The 21,049-nt window shown below is 46.0% G+C and carries 16 protein-coding genes, 2 tRNA genes, 3 rRNA genes and 1 riboswitch; of the genes, 17 read left to right on the forward strand and 4 right to left on the reverse strand.

Translation table 11 applies throughout. The features are described 5' to 3' along the window. The first annotated feature begins 27 nt into the window (after positions 1-27). The gene (gene metL, locus ACLD71_RS07885; protein WP_411993976.1) at positions 28-2,439 is read left to right on the forward strand and encodes a bifunctional aspartate kinase/homoserine dehydrogenase II; all 2,412 of its coding nucleotides are present in this window, start codon (positions 28-30) and stop codon (positions 2,437-2,439) included. A 153-nt stretch (positions 2,440-2,592) separates the two neighbouring features. Here metL and ACLD71_RS07890 read toward each other — a convergent pair whose 3' ends face one another. After that, entirely contained in the window at positions 2,593-4,653 is a 2,061-nt protein-coding gene (locus ACLD71_RS07890) for an alpha-amylase family glycosyl hydrolase (RefSeq protein ID WP_411993978.1), read from the reverse strand. A gap of 277 nt (positions 4,654-4,930) precedes the next feature. On the opposite strand from ACLD71_RS07890, the gene fabR reads away from it, so the two are divergent. Then, on the forward strand, positions 4,931-5,551 hold the full coding sequence (fabR, locus tag ACLD71_RS07895; protein ID WP_137674776.1) for an HTH-type transcriptional repressor FabR: 621 nt from the start codon (positions 4,931-4,933) through the stop codon (positions 5,549-5,551). A gap of 9 nt (positions 5,552-5,560) precedes the next feature. Then, a complete protein-coding gene (locus ACLD71_RS07900; protein ID WP_137674775.1) occupies positions 5,561-5,899 on the forward strand; it encodes a DUF1422 family protein in 339 nt (112 codons plus the stop codon). Positions 5,900-5,915: 16 nt separating this feature from the next. On the opposite strand, the gene ACLD71_RS07905 is transcribed toward ACLD71_RS07900, so the two are convergent. Both ACLD71_RS07905 and trmA read right to left on the reverse strand, forming a co-directional pair. Then, on the reverse strand, positions 5,916-6,230 hold the full coding sequence (locus tag ACLD71_RS07905) for a hypothetical protein (RefSeq protein WP_411993980.1): 315 nt from the start codon (positions 6,228-6,230) through the stop codon (positions 5,916-5,918). A 222-nt stretch (positions 6,231-6,452) separates the two neighbouring features. Then, positions 6,453-7,556, reverse strand: coding sequence for a tRNA (uridine(54)-C5)-methyltransferase TrmA (trmA, locus tag ACLD71_RS07910; RefSeq protein ID WP_411993982.1), 1,104 nt, complete (start codon positions 7,554-7,556; stop codon positions 6,453-6,455). 146 nt (positions 7,557-7,702) lie between these two features. On the opposite strand from trmA, the gene ACLD71_RS07915 reads away from it, so the two are divergent. From ACLD71_RS07915 to murI, 3 genes are all read left to right on the forward strand, one after another. Next, positions 7,703-8,878 carry a DUF5610 domain-containing protein gene (locus tag ACLD71_RS07915; protein WP_411993984.1) on the forward strand — a complete coding sequence of 392 codons (1,176 nt, stop codon included), beginning with the start codon at positions 7,703-7,705 and terminating at the stop codon, positions 8,876-8,878. Between the two features lie 56 nt (positions 8,879-8,934). Beyond that, a riboswitch (cobalamin riboswitch) is annotated at positions 8,935-9,161 on the forward strand. A 35-nt stretch (positions 9,162-9,196) separates the two neighbouring features. After that, positions 9,197-11,047, forward strand: a complete 1,851-nt coding sequence (locus tag ACLD71_RS07920; RefSeq protein WP_411993985.1) for a TonB-dependent receptor domain-containing protein — start codon at positions 9,197-9,199, stop codon at positions 11,045-11,047. Positions 11,048-11,127: 80 nt separating this feature from the next. After that, a complete protein-coding gene (gene murI, locus ACLD71_RS07925) occupies positions 11,128-11,913 on the forward strand; it encodes a glutamate racemase (RefSeq protein WP_411993987.1) in 786 nt (261 codons plus the stop codon). Here the strand turns inward: murI and ACLD71_RS07930 are convergent. Then, entirely contained in the window at positions 11,910-12,371 is a 462-nt protein-coding gene (locus tag ACLD71_RS07930; protein ID WP_137674770.1) for an RNA recognition motif domain-containing protein, read from the reverse strand. The genes murI and ACLD71_RS07930 overlap by 4 nt on opposite strands. Before the next feature lie 609 nt (positions 12,372-12,980). Here ACLD71_RS07930 and ACLD71_RS07935 point away from each other — a divergent pair. The 11 genes from ACLD71_RS07935 (at position 12,981) to rplF (ending at position 21,042) form a co-directional block, all read left to right on the forward strand. Then, positions 12,981-14,523: ribosomal RNA gene (locus ACLD71_RS07935) — 16S ribosomal RNA — on the forward strand. A gap of 107 nt (positions 14,524-14,630) precedes the next feature. Continuing rightward, positions 14,631-14,706 (forward strand) — tRNA-Glu (locus ACLD71_RS07940). A 242-nt stretch (positions 14,707-14,948) separates the two neighbouring features. Further along, positions 14,949-17,837 (forward strand): 23S ribosomal RNA (locus ACLD71_RS07945). 117 nt (positions 17,838-17,954) lie between these two features. Continuing rightward, positions 17,955-18,070 (forward strand): 5S ribosomal RNA (rrf, locus tag ACLD71_RS07950). Together the 16S, 23S and 5S rRNA genes with 2 tRNA genes alongside form the textbook arrangement of a ribosomal RNA operon. Before the next feature lie 45 nt (positions 18,071-18,115). Beyond that, positions 18,116-18,191, forward strand: a tRNA-Thr gene (locus ACLD71_RS07955). Positions 18,192-18,515: 324 nt separating this feature from the next. Further along, on the forward strand, positions 18,516-18,884 hold the full coding sequence (gene rplN / locus ACLD71_RS07960; protein WP_137673757.1) for a 50S ribosomal protein L14: 369 nt from the start codon (positions 18,516-18,518) through the stop codon (positions 18,882-18,884). A 10-nt stretch (positions 18,885-18,894) separates the two neighbouring features. Continuing rightward, on the forward strand, positions 18,895-19,209 hold the full coding sequence (gene rplX / locus ACLD71_RS07965; protein ID WP_137673758.1) for a 50S ribosomal protein L24: 315 nt from the start codon (positions 18,895-18,897) through the stop codon (positions 19,207-19,209). Between the two features lie 12 nt (positions 19,210-19,221). Then, the gene (gene rplE, locus ACLD71_RS07970) at positions 19,222-19,761 is read left to right on the forward strand and encodes a 50S ribosomal protein L5 (protein ID WP_137673759.1); all 540 of its coding nucleotides are present in this window, start codon (positions 19,222-19,224) and stop codon (positions 19,759-19,761) included. Positions 19,762-19,774: 13 nt separating this feature from the next. Continuing rightward, a complete protein-coding gene (gene rpsN / locus ACLD71_RS07975) occupies positions 19,775-20,080 on the forward strand; it encodes a 30S ribosomal protein S14 (protein WP_137673760.1) in 306 nt (101 codons plus the stop codon). Between the two features lie 26 nt (positions 20,081-20,106). Further along, positions 20,107-20,499 (forward strand): 30S ribosomal protein S8, encoded by a 393-nt coding sequence (gene rpsH, locus ACLD71_RS07980; RefSeq protein ID WP_137673761.1) that lies wholly within the window; start codon positions 20,107-20,109, stop codon positions 20,497-20,499. A gap of 15 nt (positions 20,500-20,514) precedes the next feature. After that, a complete protein-coding gene (gene rplF / locus ACLD71_RS07985; RefSeq protein ID WP_137673762.1) occupies positions 20,515-21,042 on the forward strand; it encodes a 50S ribosomal protein L6 in 528 nt (175 codons plus the stop codon). The last annotated feature ends 7 nt before the right edge of the window (positions 21,043-21,049 follow it).

The following is a 21,049-nucleotide window of genomic DNA, read 5'->3' on the forward strand; positions in this document are numbered from 1 at the left end:
GGGCTAAAAGTTGTAGAGAGGTATTCGGTGTCGGTAAATAGACATGTTCACAAATTTGGTGGTAGCAGCTTGGCTGACGCGGGATGTTTTAAGCGTGTAGCCAATATTGTTGCCCAGCATTCGCAAGCCCAAGATTTGATTGTGGTCTCTGCCGCAGGTAAAACCACCAATCGCTTAATCAACATTATTGAATTGGCTCAGCAAGCCGACGACGCCACTGCTGAAGCGCTACAAGCGTTGATTGAGTTTCAAGGTAAGTTAGCCAAAGAGTTGCTTAGCAAGCTTACCGCGCAATCGCTGGTTCAAGCCTTAGACACTGAGCACCGTTACATTGCCAGTATTCTAGAGGGTGAGTTAGACACCTTTAATACTAATGAGGTTCTGTCGTTTGGCGAGCGCTGGTCTGCTCGCTTATTAGCTGCTTTGCTTAGCGAAAGCGATTGCCAAGCCGAATGGTTAGACTCTCGCGAGTTTTTCAAGGCCGAGCTATCGGCGCAGCCGCAAGTGGACGTTAGCCAAAGTACACCATTGTTAGCTAAATGCTTGGCGGCGAAACCTGCATGCCGAATGGTGGTTACCGGCTTTATCTGTAGTGATTGCCAAGGTCGAACCGTCACCTTAGGGCGTAATGGCAGTGATTATTCTGCCACTGAATTAGCCGCTTTAGCCAACGCAATATCAACCACAATTTGGAGCGACGTTGCTGGCATTTACAGCGCTGATCCACGCTTGGTGAAAGATGCTCACTTGCTCGAAAACTTAGCCCTAAAAGAGGCGGCTGAGTTATCGCGTATTGGCAGCTCAGTATTACACGCGCGCACCCTAGAACCACTTGCGCGATCTAAGCAAAAAGTGAGTTTGCGCTGCAGTTATGCGCCGAATGATGGGCAAACTCTGATTCATCGCAAAGGCATTAAGAACAATACTGCAAAAATTGTTACTTCTGTAGATGACATCGTATTACTTGAGCTTACTTTCAGCCACGATTTTTCAAGCAATGCCACCGCGCTACTGGAGGCCTTAGCAAAAAGCCATTTAGCGCCGGCGACTCGCCACAAACACAGTGAAACGGGTTCTTTGCGAATGGCATATACCCGTGAGCTGGTTGATGAAGCCTTGTGCAGAATTGACCAATTAGCCGAGCAGTTTCAGCTTAAACAAGTTGAGCGCAGCGAGGGGTTCTGTTTAGTTGCGTTGGTTGGAGCTGGAGTATGTGATAACCCGCAACAGTGCTATCAGTTTTTCCAACAGTTAGCTGAGCAACCACTTGAGTTTATTCATTCAAGTGCCGATAAGCTCAGCCTATGTGCCGTGGTAAGAAAAATTACCTTAGAGCCTTTGCTTAAAGAGTTGCACACTAATCTGTTTAAACAGAAAACCAAGCTAGGCCTGATTGTGTTTGGTAAGGGTAATATTGGTAGCCAATGGCTGAGTTTATTTGCCGAGCAACAATCGCAGTTGCAACAACAATACGGATTAGAACTGAGCTTAGCGGGAGTATTTTCTAGCCAAGCTGGTCACTTAAATTTTGCAGGTTTATATGCCGACGAGGTTTTAAGTATTGAGGCCGATGTGCCGCTTATTTGGCCTGAGTTATTTGATAAGCTGAGTCGTCACCCCTATGACGAGCTAGTGGTGGTAGATATTACCGCCAGTGAAGCGCTCAGTGCATATTATCAAGAGTTCGCGCGCCGGGGTTTCCATCTCATCACTGCGAATAAACATGCTGGCGCTAGCGAGCAAGCAAACTATGCGGCTCTGACAAAGGCCTTTGCCGATCACTCTTGCCATTGGTTAAGTAATGCCACCGTTGGTGCGGGTTTGCCGGTGCAATCTAGCATTCAGCAGTTACGCCAAGCTGGTGACAACATTGAGTCTATATCGGGGATCTTTTCTGGCACCTTAAGCTGGCTCTTCCAACAGTACGATGGTTCTTTAGCATTTTCAGAATTGCTAGCGGATGCGCTTAATCAAGGCTTAACAGAGCCTGATCCTAGAGAGGATTTATCGGGTAAAGACGTACAGCGAAAGCTTCTGATATTAGCGCGAGAAGCCGGCTTGGAATTGGAGTTGAGCGATATTAGCCTAGAGTCTTTGGTGCCCGAGGATTTAGCTCACTTAGACTTAGAGGCCTTTCTAGATGCCATGTCTGAGTTAGATGAGCCAATGTTGCAAGCGTTTAACGATGCTAAGCGTCAAGGCAAAGTGATTCGCTTTTTAGCGAAAGTAGATGCTAAAGGCCAAGCAGAAGTAGGCTTAGCGGCAATAGACGCTCAGCACCCATTCGCAAATTTAAAACCCTGCGACAATGTATTTGCCATTGAAAGCCAGTGGTATAAGCAAAATCAACTCGTTATCCAAGGCCCTGGCGCGGGTCGAGAAGTGACGGCTGGTGCAATACAAGCCGACCTTGTGAACCTGTGTCAGTTAATGAGCTGAGAACAAAAAAAGGCCTCTTAAAACTTAAGAGGCCAAACAGGATATTAAGGGTGTTTACAAACGTTTGAAGGCAAACCTTCAGTCTAGTTTTAAGGGTTGCTAGAAAACCTTTCTTAAAGTAAGAAATGGCCCTAAGGGCCACTTCTCTAACTTTTACTCACATTTGCTGATCATCATGTTGCCACCGGTTAAAGCGCTGTTGATTTCAAAACTGTAAACGTAGTTACCCGCTTCAGGGATAACAACACTTGATTCAGTACCCGAACCAATCGCAGGAGTCATGGATTGCTCGCTAGCAATTACTGCCACACCGGTTGCAGTTGCAAACTCAGAGCTCCAATCAGAAGCTGCGAACTTGAAGCCAAAAGAAGTAGCTTGGGATTCATTCACTACCACTTGGTAAATGTTGTTTCCTTTATAGCTAAATTTGTGGCTATCAGGTGTAGCACCAAAACCGTCCCCGCCAACATAACTGCCGCGGATCCACATTTCTTTATCTAATGGCCCATTGCCCGCAACATCTGCTGCATTACAATCAGCTAATGGTCCCGTCCCTACAAGCCCTCCGCCGTTTCCTTGCTGAGGACCATCTGCCGTGGCAGAAACTACTTCAAGGAATAGCGATTCAAAACCGTCTATTTGGATGCTATAGCCGCCTGATGCAATATCAATGGTTTCGTTGGTTAGCATGTTACGTAACTGACCATCACTACCAACTTCATCGCCAGTAACGCCAATAGTAAAGCTGTTGGCGCTGGTATTGTTCAGGAACAAGATAGTGTTATCTTCGAATTGTTTGTGATCGAAGAAAACGCTGGCAGCATCATCATGATTAATGGCGGTGCGCTCACCTTTATAAAGAGCTGGATTAGCTGCGCGTAAGGTCATTAGCGAACTAATGTAATCTCGTAAGTCAGCTTGGTTAGCGTCGGCATTAAATACTACTCCGCCTTGTTCGCTAGCCAAGCCTTCAACCTTACCGCTGTTTCGAGCTACGTGGTCATCACAAAGGCCTTGGTCTGCACAAACTGTATTATCTACTTGGTCAGCAAAGTTAGGAACTTCATCTCCAATCTCTTCGCCGTAATACAAGGTGATCGGGCCAGAGTATGCACTTAAAAATGCGTACGCTGCTTTGTGACGATTCCAATACTCTGCTTGATTAGGTTGTGCAATGTCACCGCGTTGCAATAAGTCCCCAAAACGGACTAAGTCATGGTTACCAATAAAGCCATTCGGAACAGCGTGACTTGGGTTAGCTATTTGTCCATTAAAGGCCGCGTTCAAGTTAGTGGCATCTCTGCCGCCACTGCCACTCTCTTCTACCGCATAGGTTTGAGTGATGCTATAGCGCATTGGGAAGTCAAATGCTGAACAAACACCCGGAGTAGCTTCAGGTCCGTAACCATCTTCACGGATCTGGTTACCACCGCCATCCCAAATTTCGGCGACCATATATGCCAGAGGGTTCACGGTTTCACTATTCATGGTGTAAGTTGTTGCTTTAGAGGCGTCTTCTACCGCTTTACGAATCTCACCCCAAGCACCAATTGGTACTTGGTAAGCTTGGTCTAAACGCCAGCCATCAATACCTAGTTCTGTCACCCAGTAGCTAGCGACTTCTTTATAAAACTCTAAAGTGTCGTTATCAGTACCCGGGTAGCTCACTGGGTTGTCGCTTCCTGACGGCGTTAAACCGTTCGGAGAAGGTGTAACGTTGCCTTTGTGATGACCAAATACGCCATCAAAAAACACGTACATGCCGCGAGCGTGAGCTTCATCAACTAAAGTGCGCGCTTGTTCCATGGTGCCAAAATTTGGATCAATGGCGAAGTAGTTGCGGGTGAAGTAGCCGGTAGCGTCTAGTTTAGAATCACCTTGAGAATCAAAGATAGGTGTCATCCAAACTGCATTCATGCCAAGGTCTTGAATGTAATCTAGAGAATCGATAATTCCTTGCAAGTCACCTTTGTGGTGGCTAGTGCCGTAACCGTCATTATAGTCGTGACTAGAATCACCATCGATAAATGCTTCGGTCATTACCTGGTATATACGTAGTTCTTTGGCTTTTTCATAAATAGCAGCATCACAGGCGTATGCTTGGTATTCATAATCTGGAACAGTAGGTGTGCCACCGCCGTCACTACCACCGCCGCCACAAGCGCTTAAACCGAATACTACTGCCATTGAGATGGCGCTTTTCGACCAATTCATTATTCATCCTTGCTAGGTACGTCTTATATAGATTGAGTTAATCACAGCGCAGCAAGGCTGGATACTTGGTATCGTTTTCAGGTTGATGGAATATTGACCTAGCTCGCATCTTTGGTTTTATTGAGATTATTGTTTTTTTATGAAATGCTTTTCAGTGAAAAATTCCTGAGTTGTATCATTTTGTGGTTAAAAGCTTGGCTTTAAGTTAAAGCTAATCTTCGATTTGGGTTTTATTCAGCTCGCGGTATGATGGTGCTGTTAAAATAAAGGGAAAACTATGAGTGGCGTTAGAGCGCAGCAAAAAGAAAAAACCCGTAGATCAATTATTGATGCTGCGTTTAGCCAACTAAGTGCTGAGCGCAGTTTATCGAGCCTGAGCTTACGCGAGGTGGCAAGAGAAGCAGGAATTGCACCGACGTCTTTTTATCGCCATTTTTCCGATATGGAAGAATTAGGCCTAACCTTAGTTGATGAAGGAGGCTTAACTCTGCGACAACTTATGCGTCAAGCACGGCAACGCATTATTGCCACTGGGGGGAGCGTTATTGGGACCTCGGTAGATACTTTTATGGAGTTTGTTTATAACAATCCCAATATTTTTCGATTGTTGCTGCGAGAGCGTTCTGGGACTTCACCAGCGTTTAGAGCGGCAGTAGCACGAGAGATTGCCCATTTTATCGCGGAACTGACCGACTATTTAGAGCACCAATATAAGTGCCCGCGAGATGATGCCCAGATGCAAGCTGAAGCGATGGTGATTTTAGTCTTCAATGCCGGAGCATCGGCTTTAGATCTGGCCGAGTTCGATAGGCAAGTGTTGGCAGACAAAACGGTTAAGCAGTTGCGTATAGTGGCTAAAGGTGCAGCGTTATATAATCGTACTCAAGCATTAAGCTAAGAGGTATATATGAAGGTAAAAAAGTGGCTATTGTTATTAGCGTTTATCGCAGGTTTGTGTGGCAATGCTAGTCTGGCTTTACTCACAGTGCCGGAATTGACGTTTTCAGTATTTCCGATTATTGCCTTTGTGCTGTCAATAATGCAGCTGTATCAACTTTATATGGAAAAAGATCTTAGCGAAGACTCTCCGCTGATGGGAGTCGCGGCCTTTTTGTTAGGTGCATTAGGCTATTCGGCTATGCTGCGGGCGCAGTTTCCAGACATAGGCAGTAACTTAGTGTTGTTGCTGATTTGCCTATTTATTGGCTTATGGCTTATGTTCAAACTCGGCGGTTTTAAGCGTTAGTTTTGGTTGCTTGGCTTTACTGGTTTATTGCAGGTAGGTCTACCAGTTGCTTTGTAACTATTATCGCCTGCCTTTTGAGCATATGATAAATTCGTTCACCACCCAAAAGCTCCGGTACTTTGCCGTTGGAGGCTACCAACCCTTCACCTATTGATAAGGCATTTGAGGCAAAAACCGCTGTAACGAGGTAGGTAAGTTTCTGGCTGTTTAGCGAATTTATCGGCGCTTTGTTGGTTAACAATGTACCAATCGGCATTATTCCCGCTAACCAAGTATTTTTTCCTTGAAGGATCCCTCGGTGGTCTTGTTGTGCATGACTCAAACTATCCAATCTACCCTCTGCTTCGTCACTCCAATATAGGGTGTGCTCGCAGGTTCTGCCGCTAAGCTAAAAAAGCTGAATATAGTGACTAGAGTAGCAAAAGAGCAAGGGTGCATAAGCAATCCTTACTTAAATGGATCTTTTTTACTGTGGGCTGAGCGGGGAGAGTTGGCTTTTCAGTGTCTCAAGCAACAGCGATTAAGATGCATTAATCGCTGTTGCTGGCTGGGTTTAACGGCGTTGTAAGTAGACGCCAACCTCTATGTGGTCGGTATAAGGGAACTGATCGAACAAAGCCCAATGGCTAATCTGGTGAGTTTTACTGAGTTCGCCAAGGTTGTTGTACAAGGTATTAGGGTTACAAGAAATATACACAATGTTGTCGTAAGCTTGCACCATGCCTAACGTAGCGTCGTCTAGTCCCGCACGTGGTGGGTCAACCAAAATGGTATCACATTGATAACTACTTAAATCCACATCGGCTTCTTGTAAGCGGCGAAACTCCCGCTCACCTAACATAGCTTGGGTAAATTCTTCTGCAGACAAACGTAAAATTTTCACGTTATCTATTTGATTCACTTTTATATTGTATTGCGCAGCCTGCACCGAGGGTTTGGCTATTTCGGTGGCCAGTACTCGATTAAAGTTTTTCGCCAGGGCCAGTGAGAAATTACCGTTGCCGCAATACAGTTCCAGCAAGTCACCTTGGCTAGCACTAGTGGCGTTTTGCGCCCAATCTAGCATGTGCTGATTCACTACTGCATTAGGTTGGGTGAAGCTATTTTCTATTTGTTGGTAAACAATCTCTTTGCCATTTACCGTTAGCACTTCATCGACGCGATCATCGCTTAAGCACATTTTTTGTTTGCGTGAGCGGCCAATTAGCTGAATCGAAAACTGTTGGCTCAGTTCGGCTTTAAGCTGTTCCGCCGCAAGTCGCCAGCTTTCATCTATCGGCTTATGGTAGAGCAGGCTTACGATCGCCTCGCCGCTCAAGGTTGACAGAAAATCTACCTGGAACAACTTGTGGCGCAATAGCGTGTTGCTTTTTAGCTTTTCAACCAATAACGGCATGAGTTGATTGATGATCTCACTCGCTGGTGGAAAAGTATCTACCCTAAACTTCTGCTTGGTCTTTTGAGCAAACATAATGTAATAGAGGTCGTCGCCCTCGTGCCATACGCGAAACTCGGCGCGCATACGGTAGTGTTTCGTCGGAGATGCGAACACACTTGGCTCGGGTGGAGAAAACTCGGCAAATTGTTCGCGACGTTTAGCGACTTTCTCGGCCAAGAGTTCTTGGTACTGTTCTGGGTAGTATGCGATAGCGCTCATGGCCGCTCCTGTGTTCTAGCAAGGAGCGCAATTTAAAGGCGCATGGCTTGCTTGTCCAGTTTATCTACAATAATAGTGATAAAATTTCTAAAGTTTTAAATTTGGTCGCCGATAAGCTGTGACTAGGGTAAATCCATGGAGGCTTTATGAACGAACTAAATGGCTTGGGTAAAACACCCGTGCAGCAATATGCCGAGCGCCTATTGCAACAGTCTGCGCCGGCGATCGAGAAAAGGAATAATCTCGCCGACGACAAGGCAAGCCTAAATCAACAAGGTGCTGTAGCCAGCCATGTATTGTTGAGTTCAATAGAAAAACACACTTTGTCGATGGCCACGGGCGGCGTTAGCTTACCTAAGCCGCAGCAAGTGAGTGTGTTTGATGCCGAAGAAGTGGCGAGAAATGTACTTAACTTTGTTGCTAGCTCTTTATATAGCGCAAAGCAATCTGGGATGTCGGAAGATAAATTGGCCGAGATGATGGCTCAAGCCCGTAAAGGTGTAGATATTGGCTTTGAAGGCGCTCGAGAAGAGCTAAGTGATGCGGGGATCCTTAACGAAGAGCTCGAGAAAGGCATCGATAAAAGTTATGACTTGATTCAAGACGGCCTAGAGAAAATAGAAGAGGGTGATTACGAGATTCAATCAGCACCTATTGCCAGCCAATTGGCCATGTCTAGTTCGCAATCTGCTAGCATGCAGTTAGAAACAGCGGAAGGCGATAAGGTCACTATTAGTTACGGCTCGCAATTAGCGGCAAGTTATAGCGAAAGTGGTTCGTCCTATCAGGCATCATTTGCGTCTCAGCAGCAATTTAGCTTCTCTGTTGAAGGTGATTTAAATGAAGATGAACTGGCAGCGATAGCCGATCTAATTAAGCAAGTCGACGAAGTAGGTCAGCAGTTCTTCTCTGGTGACTTAGATAAGGCTTTTGATCAAGCGCTAACGATTGGTTTTGATGAGCAGCAGCTAGTGGGTTTTGCGGTCAATTTTCAGCAGCAACAAAGTATCGCGGTGAGCCAAGCTTATCAGCAGGCCGATGACAAAGCGGCTGGTGGATCCGATTTAGTGCCCGATCTCAGCCAGTTCTTAAGTTCTTGGCAAGATATTCAAGCTAAAGTGAGCGCGTTGTTTGCTCAGCCAGAGTCTACAACAGAAACCTTACTTGCTGGTATTTTACCGGTGTCTAGCCCAAGTGAAGAGAATGACAAACAAGCTGATATAGAACGCTTTAAAGGTTTCGCTGACAGAATGGCTGAGGCTTTGGCGATGTTTAATAACACTCCGCCTAATCAAGCGAACGAAAACGCCAATATTAGTTAATTTCATGTAGAGAAAAAGCCAGCCATTTTGTGCTATTAATCACATTAATGCTGGCTTATAATCTCGCCCGCTGTGGTGCTTAAGTAAGCGAAACTTAGGCTTAATAGGGAATCTGGTGGAACTCCAGAACTGACGCGCAGCGGTAAAGAGGAACGAAAGCTCAAGGATTGGCCCTTTCCAAGGATCACCAGACACTGCTTGTTTAGCCAAGCGGGAAGTCGTAGCCGTAGTACATGTAACCTGCCTCTAAGTCCGAATACCTGCCACATCGCACATGCTTACAATAGCAAAGTACTACGCGACGATTAGGATACATCGATGAAGAAGTTCATATTACTGGCTGCAGTTGCGCCAGCTTTTGGCTATGCCCAAGAAACCCCTCAAGAGCCTGCTCAAGAACAACAAGCCACCATGGTAGTTACCGCTAACCGTATGGAGCAAGCTGCAGCTAGCGTTATTGCCCCCCTCACGGTGGTAACTCGCAGTGAAATAGAAAGCAGTGGCGCCCAAGACATTGTGGATGTACTCAGCCAGCAAGTAGGTATTAGTGTTAGCCGTAATGGTGGTAAAGGCCACAGTGAAAGCGTATTTATTCGTGGTTCGGGTTCTTCGCAATCGTTGTACCTTATTGATGGCGTACGAATTAACACCGCAACTTTAGGTGGTGCTCAGTTAGGCCTGCTGCCTCTTGAGTTTGTCGAACGAATTGAAATTTTACGCGGTGCACGCGCGTCTGTTTATGGTGCTGACGCAGTGGGTGGTGTTATTAACATTATTACTCGTCCAGAGTTTGGCAGCGAGTACCATGGGCTTAAAGTTGCGGTTGGAACAGAAGCCACCGCTAAAATTGCTGGCCGCGCGAGTGGTTTAATTGGCAGCTCAACCCAATATAATGTGGTGCTTAGCGCTGATAAAAGTGACGGCTACGATATTCGCCCGCAAGACACATTAGACGAAGACTATGGTTATAGTACCTTTGGTGGATTGTTTAGCATTGACCACCAATTTAACCAATCTTGGCGCGGTCGTGTTTATGCCATCCATAACGACGGTGAGTCTGAATTTATTCAAGGTGTAAAGTACCTCAACAAGCATCAGCAAAGTGTATATGGAGTTAGTGCTAATTACGCTGCTAACCAATGGTCTAGTGAACTGGGCTTAAGTTACCATCAAGATAAGTCTGACAGCGCTGAGGCAAGTAATTTCGTTAACCCTAACCGCTATGCAACCGAGCGCAAAGCCGCTAACTGGCTGTTAGGTTACAAACTAGATGAACAGTGGTTATTGCAAGGTGGTCTTGATTACCAAAGTGATGACATTTCTGGTTCTAAGAGTGCTTATAAGGAAGAAAGCCGCGACAACAAAGCCGCGCATATTGGTGCTCGAGCAGACTACTTAGTGCATATCTTAGAAGCTAGCGTTCGTTATGATGACAATGAGCACTATGGTGACCATACCACCTATAACTTAGGATGGGCATGGCAGCTTCAATCTGATCTTCGCTTTAATGCGTTACATGGCACTGCATTTAGAGCGCCTACTTTTAACGACCTTTATTACCCAGGCAGCGAAAACCCGAATATTAAAGCTGAAACCTCTACTAATACTGAGTTTGGTTTTGCTTTAGATTTATTGCGTAGCCAGTGGCAATTTAATGTGTTCCGTAACGATGTAGAAAACCTCATTGCTTGGGGCTGTGTAGCTCGTTGTGATAATGACTACAGTGGCCCATCAGACACTTGGCCCTTATGGACACCTGACAATGTTAGTGATGCGCGTATTCAAGGTATCGAAATTCAAGGTGACTTTTCTACTGCTTGGGTAAACCATAGAGTGATTGTTGAATACCTTGATCCAAAAGACCGCAGTACCAATAAAAACCTTATTCGTCGCTCTGAAGAGCAAGTGAAGTATAAAGCAGATGTTTATTGGTCTGACTTACAAGTGGTTGTCGATTTCTTATGGAGTGGTGAGTCTTATGAAGATGCGGCTAACACCAAAACCTTAGGTAGCTACTCGGTATGGGATCTTAGTGCTAACTATCGTTTCCAAAATGGACTGCGTTTAGATGCAAAACTACGTAACTTATTCGACCAAACGTATTCTACAGCACAAAACTATCAAGCCCCTGGCCGCACGGTAGAAGTGGGTGCGAGTTACAAGTTTTAAGCTAAACGCTTAACAATGGCCGTCAGCCCTAGCATTGGTTACACTAGGGCTGATTTTTATTGAGGTTTATTGGTACAACAATGCATGTTCTTGTTTTTGATTCTGGTGTCGGCGGGCTGTCTATTCTCGAAGAGCTTCAGCAACTTAATCCAGAACAGCAGTATAGCTACCTATTCGACAACCTTTATTTCCCCTATGGCGAGTTAGCCGACAATCAACTCGTGGAGCGAGTCTTGAGCTTGCTAAAGTTAGCTGTTCATCAACTTAATCCCGATATCATTGTCGTTGCCTGTAATTCAGCTAGTACTTTATCTCTTCCTTATTTACGAGAAACATTAACTATTCCGGTGGTGGGTGTTGTGCCTGCGATTAAGTCAGCGGCTAAGCTAAGCCAAACTAAGCATTTTGGCTTATTGGCCACGCCAGGAACGGTAGAGCGGAGCTATACAGAGCAATTGATTAATGATTTTGCCGCAGATTGCCAAGTCGAATTAGTAGGGTCTACATCATTGGTGCAGTTAGCTGAGCAAAAACTGGCAGGCGAACAGATTACACTAGAGGCTGTTAAAGCAGTTTTAGAGCCGTGGCTATCGATCAAGACATTAGATTGCGTTGTGCTGGGGTGTACTCATTTCCCGCTATTAAAAGAAGAGTTACAACAGGTATTAGGAGAGAAAGTTAAACTTGTCGATTCTGGCTCAGCTATAGCCAAGCGAGTACAAAGCCTACTTACAGATACTAGTAAACCGAATTTAATGCAAAAAAAAGCGGAAACCCATGCATATTGCACAGAGCATTCCGCTAATTCTGATTTACTTAAGCAACTACAACACTATGGCCTACATAGTTTGCAGCTATTAACTTAAGCCTCTTTACGTTCGTTTGCTTCACGTACCTTCAAGGTGCGTTGCTGAAACTCTTGCTCGTTCAATGCTTCTACAGCTTTAGGTGCGTCTTCAGCTGCCATTTCAACAAAACCAAACCCACGGCGTTTGCCGGTTTGCTTGTCTTTTAATAAGCGAACGGAAACTACTTGCCCGTAGTCAGAAAACAACTTACGAATCGCCGACTCGTTTGCACGGTACGGCAAGTTACCTACGTATAGTGTTTGGGTATCAATAGCGTCAGCAGAATCGCTAGCAGATGAATCTGAATTCGACTCTTCGCTAGAGGCTGAACCGGAGCTTAATAATACGATGGCGCCACCTACTATTACTGCAACAGACAGATAGATAGGTTCAAGAGATGCTACAGCGCCAGCGACAAAGTATGCAGCTATAGCTGCTGCAACTAAAATGACAATGGATAAACTGGAATTTTTCATAATAAATTCAATGCTCAATGTATTCGGAATAATGGAAAGCAACTTATTTAACAAAATTGCGACATCATGTTAGCCAGCTTTTTGTCGATAAGCTAGAAAATGTACAATTTCTCTTTCAGAAATTTGCTAAAAGACACAATTACTTTTAATTCATAGGTTTGATGGGCCTTAAAACGTCGATTTTGTGGATAAGTTTGTGGGTAAGGTGTGGCTTAGTTGGGGGCTACTTAGGAACCTTAATTTTATTACGATTTTCTTCAAAAAACGCTTGCACCAAAATCGCGGATCCCTATAATGCGACTCCACTGACACGGCAAGCGGCGCTGCAAAGCGATGTAGAAACGATGTCAGGGTTGGTAAGGCCTGAGGCTTTATTAACGGCGCAAAAACTTCTTCTTAATTAATATTAAAAAGCGGTTGACAGCCACAGAGGAAAGCGTAGAATGCGCACCTCGCTTCGGCAACGAAGCAACGCTCTTTAACAATTTATCAAGCAATCTGTGTGAGCACTCACAGGGCATTAAGCGAAAAAATTAGCTTAAGTGAACTGGATGCTTGCACTGTTTTAACAGTAATAATTTTCAGTTTTTACTTTGAGCGAAAAAACTTTGATTGAAGAGTTTGATCATGGCTCAGATTGAACGCTGGCGGCAGGCTTAACACATGCAAGTCGAGCGGTAACATTTCTAGCTTGCTAGAAGATGACGAGCGGCGGACGGGTGAGTAATGCTTGGGAATATGCCTTTACGTGGGGGACAACAGTTGGAAACGACTGCTAATACCGCATAATGTCTTCGGACCAAAGGAGGGGATGCTTCGGCACCTTTCGCGTAGAGATTAGCCCAAGTGGGATTAGCTAGTTGGTAAGGTAATGGCTTACCAAGGCGACGATCCCTAGCTGGTTTGAGAGGATGATCAGCCACACTGGGACTGAGACACGGCCCAGACTCCTACGGGAGGCAGCAGTGGGGAATATTGCACAATGGGCGAAAGCCTGATGCAGCCATGCCGCGTGTGTGAAGAAGGCCTTCGGGTTGTAAAGCACTTTCAGTCGTGAGGAAGAGGTGTAGTTTAATACGCTATATCTTTGACGTTAGCGACAGAAGAAGGACCGGCTAACTCCGTGCCAGCAGCCGCGGTAATACGGAGGGTCCGAGCGTTAATCGGAATTACTGGGCGTAAAGCGTACGCAGGCGGCTTTTTAAGCCAGATGTGAAATCCCCGGGCTCAACCTGGGAATGGCATTTGGAACTGGGAAGCTAGAGTTTTGTAGAGGGTGGTAGAATTTCAGGTGTAGCGGTGAAATGCGTAGAGATCTGAAGGAATACCAGTGGCGAAGGCGGCCACCTGGACAAAAACTGACGCTCATGTACGAAAGCGTGGGGAGCAAACAGGATTAGATACCCTGGTAGTCCACGCCGTAAACGATGTCTACTAGTTGTCTGTGAGTTTAACTCGTGGGTAACGCAGCTAACGCATTAAGTAGACCGCCTGGGGAGTACGGCCGCAAGGTTAAAACTCAAATGAATTGACGGGGGCCCGCACAAGCGGTGGAGCATGTGGTTTAATTCGATGCAACGCGAAGAACCTTACCTGCCCTTGACATACTAAGAACTTACTAGAGATAGTTTGGTGCCTTCGGGAACTTAGATACAGGTGCTGCATGGCTGTCGTCAGCTCGTGTCGTGAGATGTTGGGTTAAGTCCCGCAACGAGCGCAACCCCTATCCTTATTTGCCAGCACGTAATGGTGGGAACTCTAGGGAGACTGCCGGTGATAAACCGGAGGAAGGTGGGGACGACGTCAAGTCATCATGGCCCTTACGGGCAGGGCTACACACGTGCTACAATGGCATGTACAGAGGGATGCGAACTCGCGAGAGTAAGCGGACCCCAAAAAGCATGTCGTAGTCCGGATCGGAGTCTGCAACTCGACTCCGTGAAGTCGGAATCGCTAGTAATCGTAGATCAGAATGCTACGGTGAATACGTTCCCGGGCCTTGTACACACCGCCCGTCACACCATGGGAGTGGGCTGCAAAAGAAGTGGGTAGTTTAACCTTCGGGAGGACGCTCACCACTTTGTGGTTCATGACTGGGGTGAAGTCGTAACAAGGTAGCCCTAGGGGAACCTGGGGCTGGATCACCTCCTTATTATGATGCTGATGTTCCTGTGACGTGTTCACACAGATTGCTTGATGAAAAGATAAAGAGAGATAAGTTCTAGTGCGGTTTAGGACCAACGAGAACAGCTTTACAGTGTCCCGTTCGTCTAGAGGCCTAGGACACCGCCCTTTCACGGCGGTAACACGAGTTCAAATCTCGTACGGGATACCATTTCTCTCTTTGGTTTGAGAATACAAAGCTAAGCATTTGTTTATACAGTGCTTAGCTTTGGTTTCTAAGAAACCAATTGCTCTTTAACAATTTGGAAAAGCTGATAAAAAATATCTCAAAAATACGAGTTAAATAACAAGTGTTTTTGGTATTCAAAAAAATAAGGTGATCGTACTCGAATGGCAGGACTTATACAGCCTGACCATTCAAGTTAGTTAAGCGACAACATTTAGGTGTTGTATGGTTAAGTGACTAAGCGTATACGGTGGATGCCTTGGCAGTCAGAGGCGATGAAGGACGTGTTAATCTGCGATAAGCCATGTTAAGTCGATAAAAGACGTTATAGACATGGATTTCCGAATGGGGAAACCCACTGCATTTTATGCAGTATCGCAACGTGAATACATAGCGTTGCGAGGCGAACCCGGGGAACTGAAACATCTAAGTACCCGGAGGAAAAGAAATCAACCGAGATTCTGGTAGTAGCGGCGAGCGAACCCGGATTAGCCCTTAAGCTTTTATGTGATTAGTGGAATGTTCTGGAAAGGACAGCGATACAGGGTGATAGCCCCGTACATGAAAATCTACTTTAAGTGAAATCGAGTAGGACGGCACACGTGATATGTTGTCTGAATATGGGGGGACCATCCTCCAAGGCTAAATACTCCTGACTGACCGATAGTGAACCAGTACCGTGAGGGAAAGGCGAAAAGAACCCCTGTGAGGGGAGTGAAATAGAACCTGAAACCGTATACGTACAAGCAGTGGGAGCCCCCTTGTGGGGTGACTGCGTACCTTTTGTATAATGGGTCAACGACTTAATTTCAGTAGCAAGGTTAAGCGAATAGCGGAGCCGTAGGGAAACCGAGTGTTAACTGCGCGCATAGTTGCTGGGATTAGACCCGAAACCCGGTGATCTAGCCATGGGCAGGTTGAAGATTGGGTAACACCAATTGGAGGACCGAACCGACTAATGTTGAAAAATTAGCGGATGACTTGTGGCTGGGGGTGAAAGGCCAATCAAACCGGGAGATAGCTGGTTCTCCTCGAAAGCTATTTAGGTAGCGCCTCGGACGAATACTAGTGGGGGTAGAGCACTGTTAAGGCTAGGGGGTCATCCCGACTTACCAACCCTTTGCAAACTCCGAATACCACTAAGTACTATCCGGGAGACACACGGCGGGTGCTAACGTCCGTCGTGGAAAGGGAAACAACCCAGACCGTCAGCTAAGGTCCCAAAGTCATAGCTAAGTGGGAAACGATGTGGGAAGGCTTAGACAGCCAGGATGTTGGCTTAGAAGCAGCCATCATTTAAAGAAAGCGTAATAGCTCACTGGTCGAGTCGGCCTGCGCGGAAGATGTAACGGGGCTAAGCTATGCACCGAAGCTACGGATGCTTACTTTGTAAGCATGGTAGAGGAGCGTTCTGTAAGCCGTTGAAGGTGAATCGTAAGGTTTGCTGGAGGTATCAGAAGTGCGAATGTTGACATGAGTAACGATAAAGGGGGTGAAAAGCCCCCTCGCCGAAAGACCAAGGTTTCCTGTTCAATGTTAATCAGAGCAGGGTGAGTCGGCCCCTAAGGCGAGACTGAAAAGTGTAGTCGATGGGAAACAGGTTAATATTCCTGTACTTCGTATAATTGCGATGGGAGGACGGAGAAGGCTAGGCCAGCATGGTGATGGTTATCCATGTTTAAGGTTGTAGGCTGGACACTTAGGAAAATCCGGGTGTCTAAGGCTGAGAATTGATGACGAGTGTCTACGGACATGAAGTGGTTGATGCCCTGCTTCCAGGAAAAGTCTCTAAGCTTCAGATTATACGAAACCGTACCCCAAACCGACACAGGTGGTTGGGTAGAGAATACCAAGGCGCTTGAGAGAACTCGGGTGAAGGAACTAGGCAAAATGGTACCGTAACTTCGGGAGAAGGTACGCTCTTGATGGTGATGGGATTTACTCCCTAAGCTGCTGAGAGTCGCAGATACCAGTTGGCTGCAACTGTTTATTAAAAACACAGCACTGTGCTAAATCGAAAGATGACGTATACGGTGTGACGCCTGCCCGGTGCCGGAAGGTTAATTGATGTGGTTAGTCTTTGGACGAAGCTATTGATCGAAGCCCCGGTAAACGGCGGCCGTAACTATAACGGTCCTAAGGTAGCGAAATTCCTTGTCGGGTAAGTTCCGACCTGCACGAATGGCGTAATGATGGCCAAGCTGTCTCCACCCGAGACTCAGTGAAATTGAAATTGCCGTGAAGATGCGGTGTACCCGCGGCTAGACGGAAAGACCCCGTGAACCTTTACTACAGCTTGACACTGAACATTGACCCTACATGTGTAGGATAGGTGGGAGGCTTTGAAGCGTTGTCGCTAGATGATGTGGAGCCGACCTTGAAATACCACCCTTGTAGTGTTGATGTTCTAACGTTGGTCCCTTATCGGGATTGCGGACAGTGTCTGGTGGGTAGTTTGACTGGGGCGGTCTCCTCCCAAAGAGTAACGGAGGAGCACGAAGGTTGGCTAAGTACGGTCGGACATCGTACGGTTAGTGCAATGGCATAAGCCAGCTTAACTGCGAGACAGACACGTCGAGCAGGTACGAAAGTAGGTCATAGTGATCCGGTGGTTCTGTATGGAAGGGCCATCGCTCAACGGATAAAAGGTACTCCGGGGATAACAGGCTGATACCGCCCAAGAGTTCATATCGACGGCGGTGTTTGGCACCTCGATGTCGGCTCATCACATCCTGGGGCTGAAGTCGGTCCCAAGGGTATGGCTGTTCGCCATTTAAAGTGGTACGCGAGCTGGGTTTAGAACGTCGTGAGACAGTTCGGTCCCTATCTGCCGTGGGCGTTTGAGAATTGAAGGGAGCTGCTCCTAGTACGAGAGGACCGGAGTGGACGAACCGCTGGTGTTTGGGTTGTTATGCCAATAGCATTGCCCAGTAGCTACGTTCGGAACTGATAACCGCTGAAAGCATCTAAGCGGGAAGCAGGCCTTGAGATTAATTCTCACTGGGACTTTAAGTCCCCTGAAGGGCCGTTGGAGACTACAACGTTGATAGGCAAGGTGTGTAAGTGCTGTGAGGCATTGAGCTAACTTGTACTAATTACCCGTGAGGCTTAACCATACAACACCTAAGTGGTGTGTATGTTTGATGAAGATTATCTTATTTAGAAACCAAGAGTGCTTGTTAGACTCGTGGGATGTTTCAGCTTTTTCGAATGTTAAAGACAACAAGTTTTTGCCTGGTGGCAATAGCGTTGTGGACCCACCTGAACCCATGCCGAACTCAGAAGTGAAACGCAACTGCGCCGATGATAGTGTGGGGTTTCCCCATGTGAAAGTAGGTCACTGCCAGGCTCTCAATTAAGATAAAAACCCAGCTATAGGCTGGGTTTTTATTTCGCTGATATAGCTCAGTTGGTAGAGCGCACCCTTGGTAAGGGTGAGGTCGGCAGTTCGAATCTGCCTATCAGCACCATATTCAGAGAAGCCCGGCATAATACGCTGGGCTTTTTTGTTTCTACCGACCAAATATTGCTCGGTAATCTAGGTTAGGTTGGAGATATCGTCTCCGGTTCTAATCACGTAACTGCGAAATTAACCCTTTTCAAACTGTTTTTTGAATGGTTTTATCTTGGTAACTGTTTGTTTATATTGCGTTTATTAATTAAATCAAACAAAATTTAGACAGTTCTACCAATTCAAAATTTAGGGTGTTATAATTTCGCGCCCTTTAATTAGGCAGCCAGAGATCTCAGCGCTAATTGTTGGGATCAGTTGTAACATATAGCGGAGCACTGAAATGATCCAAATGCAATCTACTATGGACGTGGCGGACAATTCCGGCGCGCGCCGTGTACAGTGTATTAAGGTCCTAGGTGGTTCGCACCGCCGCTATGCACGAATTGGCGACATCATTAAAGTTACTGTAAAGGAAGCAATTCCACGCGGTAAAGTTAAGAAAGGTGACGTTATGAATGCAGTGGTAGTGCGTACTAGAAAAGGCGTACGTCGTCCTGATGGTTCTGTAATTCGTTTTGACCGCAATGCAGCGGTTATCTTGAATGCAAACAATCAGCCTATTGGTACTCGTATCTTTGGTCCTGTGACACGTGAACTGCGCAATGAACAGTTCATGAAAATTGTGTCTCTAGCGCCAGAAGTACTTTAAGGAGTCCAAAATGGCTAATAAAATCCAAAAAGGCGATGAAGTAATAGTTATTGCAGGTAAAGACAAAGGCAAACGCGGTAGCGTAACCAAAGCTTTATCAAACGGTAAACTATTCGTTGAAGGCGTTAACGTAATCAAGAAGCACCAAAAGCCAAACCCTCAATTGGGTGTTGCTGGCGGTATTGTTGAGAAAGAAGCGGCCCTTGATGCATCAAACGTAGCGATTTTTAACCCTGCCACTGGCAAGGCTGATCGCGTTGGTTTTCGATTTGAAGACGACAAAAAAGTTCGTGTATTCAAATCGTCTAATGAAATTGTAAAGTAACTGGAGTTAACGATGGCGAAACTGCATGACCTATATAAGGAAAGTGTAACGCCTGAACTCGTAAAGGAGTTCGGTTACAAATCCATCATGCAAGTCCCTCGGATTGAGAAAATCACCCTTAACATGGGTGTGGGAGAAGCGGTTAATGACAAGAAAGTACTAGAGCACGCAATTGCTGATCTAGCGGCTATCTCAGGTCAAAAACCTCTTACTACCAAAGCTCGTAAATCTGTAGCAGGCTTCAAAATCCGTGATGGATACCCGATTGGTTGTAAAGTGACTCTACGCGGTGAGCGTATGTGGGAGTTTTTAGAGCGTTTGATTTCAATCGCAATACCTCGTGTTCGAGATTTCCGTGGTTTGAATGCTAAGTCATTCGATGGCCGTGGTAATTACAGCATGGGTGTTCGTGAGCAAATCATCTTCCCTGAAATCGATTATGACAAAGTTGATAAGGTTCGTGGTATGGATATTACTATCACTACTACTGCCGAAAGCAACGAGGAAGGCCGCGCTTTGCTGGCTGCCTTTAACTTCCCATTCCGTAAGTAAGGTAGAGTTAGTTATGGCTAAACAATCAATGAAAGCTCGTGAAGTGAAACGTGAAAAAGCCGTTGCTCGCTTCGCGGAGAAGCGTACTGCGCTTAAAGCGATTATTAGCAGCGTGAACAGCTCTGATGAAGAGCGTTGGGACGCAGTGTTAAAATTGCAATCGTTACCTCGTGATTCAAGTCGGTCTCGTCAGCGTAACCGCTGTAACGTAACTGGCCGCCCACATGGCTACCTGCGTAAATTCGGCCTTAGCCGTATTAAATTACGTGAAGCAATGATGCGCGGTGAGGTTCCTGGCCTTAAGAAAGCCAGTTGGTAATCCACTTAATTACGGAGTAAACGATTATGAGCATGCAAGATCCTATTGCAGATATGTTGACTCGCGTTCGCAACGGTCAATCAGCAAATAAAGTATCTGTTGTTATGCCTTCATCTAAAGTAAAAGTGGCAATTGCTAACTTGTTGCAAGAAGAAGGTTACATCACAGGATACGCTGTGACTGGTGACGTGAAAAAGTCATTAGAAGTTACCCTCAAGTATTTTGAAGGTAAAAAAGTTATTGAAAAGATTGAACGTGTAAGCCGTCCAGGCCTACGCATTTATAAAGGTGCTAAAGACCTACCTAAAGTTATGGGTGGCCTTGGCGTTGCAATCATTTCTACATCTAAAGGCGTTATGACTGACCGTGCAGCACGTAAAGCTGGCATGGGCGGTGAAATCGTCTGTTACGTAGCTTAACCGGAGGTAGGTAATATGTCTCGCGTAGCCAAGGCTCCCGTTACAATTCCTGCTGGCGTTGAAGTAAGTATCAACGGCCAAGAATTAACGGTTAAAGGTAGCAAAGGTACATTGACTCGCGTTTTTAATAACGCAGTTGTTGTAACGAAAGAAGAGAACGAACTTAAGTTTGCTGTAGTTGAAGGTGCTTCAACTGCTCAAGCTGGTACAGCTCGTGCTCTAAGCAACAACATGGTTGTTGGCGTTACAAATGGGTTTGAGAAAAAATTGACACTGTTAGGTGTTGGTTACCGTGCGGCTGTTAAAGGCTCGGTAGTTAACCTAACTCTAGGTTTTTCTCACCCAGTAGATTACACCTTACCAGAAGGTGTAACCGCAGAGTGTCCATCACAGACTGAAATCGTACTGAAAGGTGCTGATAAGCAAGTTGTTGGTCAGGTAGCAGCAGACATTCGTGCGTTCCGTCCACCAGAGCCTTACAAAGGTAAAGGTGTTCGTTATGCTGACGAAAATGTTCGCCGTAAAGAGGCTAAGAAGAAGTAGGTTAACA

Source organism: Agarivorans sp. DSG3-1 (assembly GCF_046774965.1).
Taxonomy (GTDB): domain Bacteria; phylum Pseudomonadota; class Gammaproteobacteria; order Enterobacterales; family Celerinatantimonadaceae; genus Agarivorans.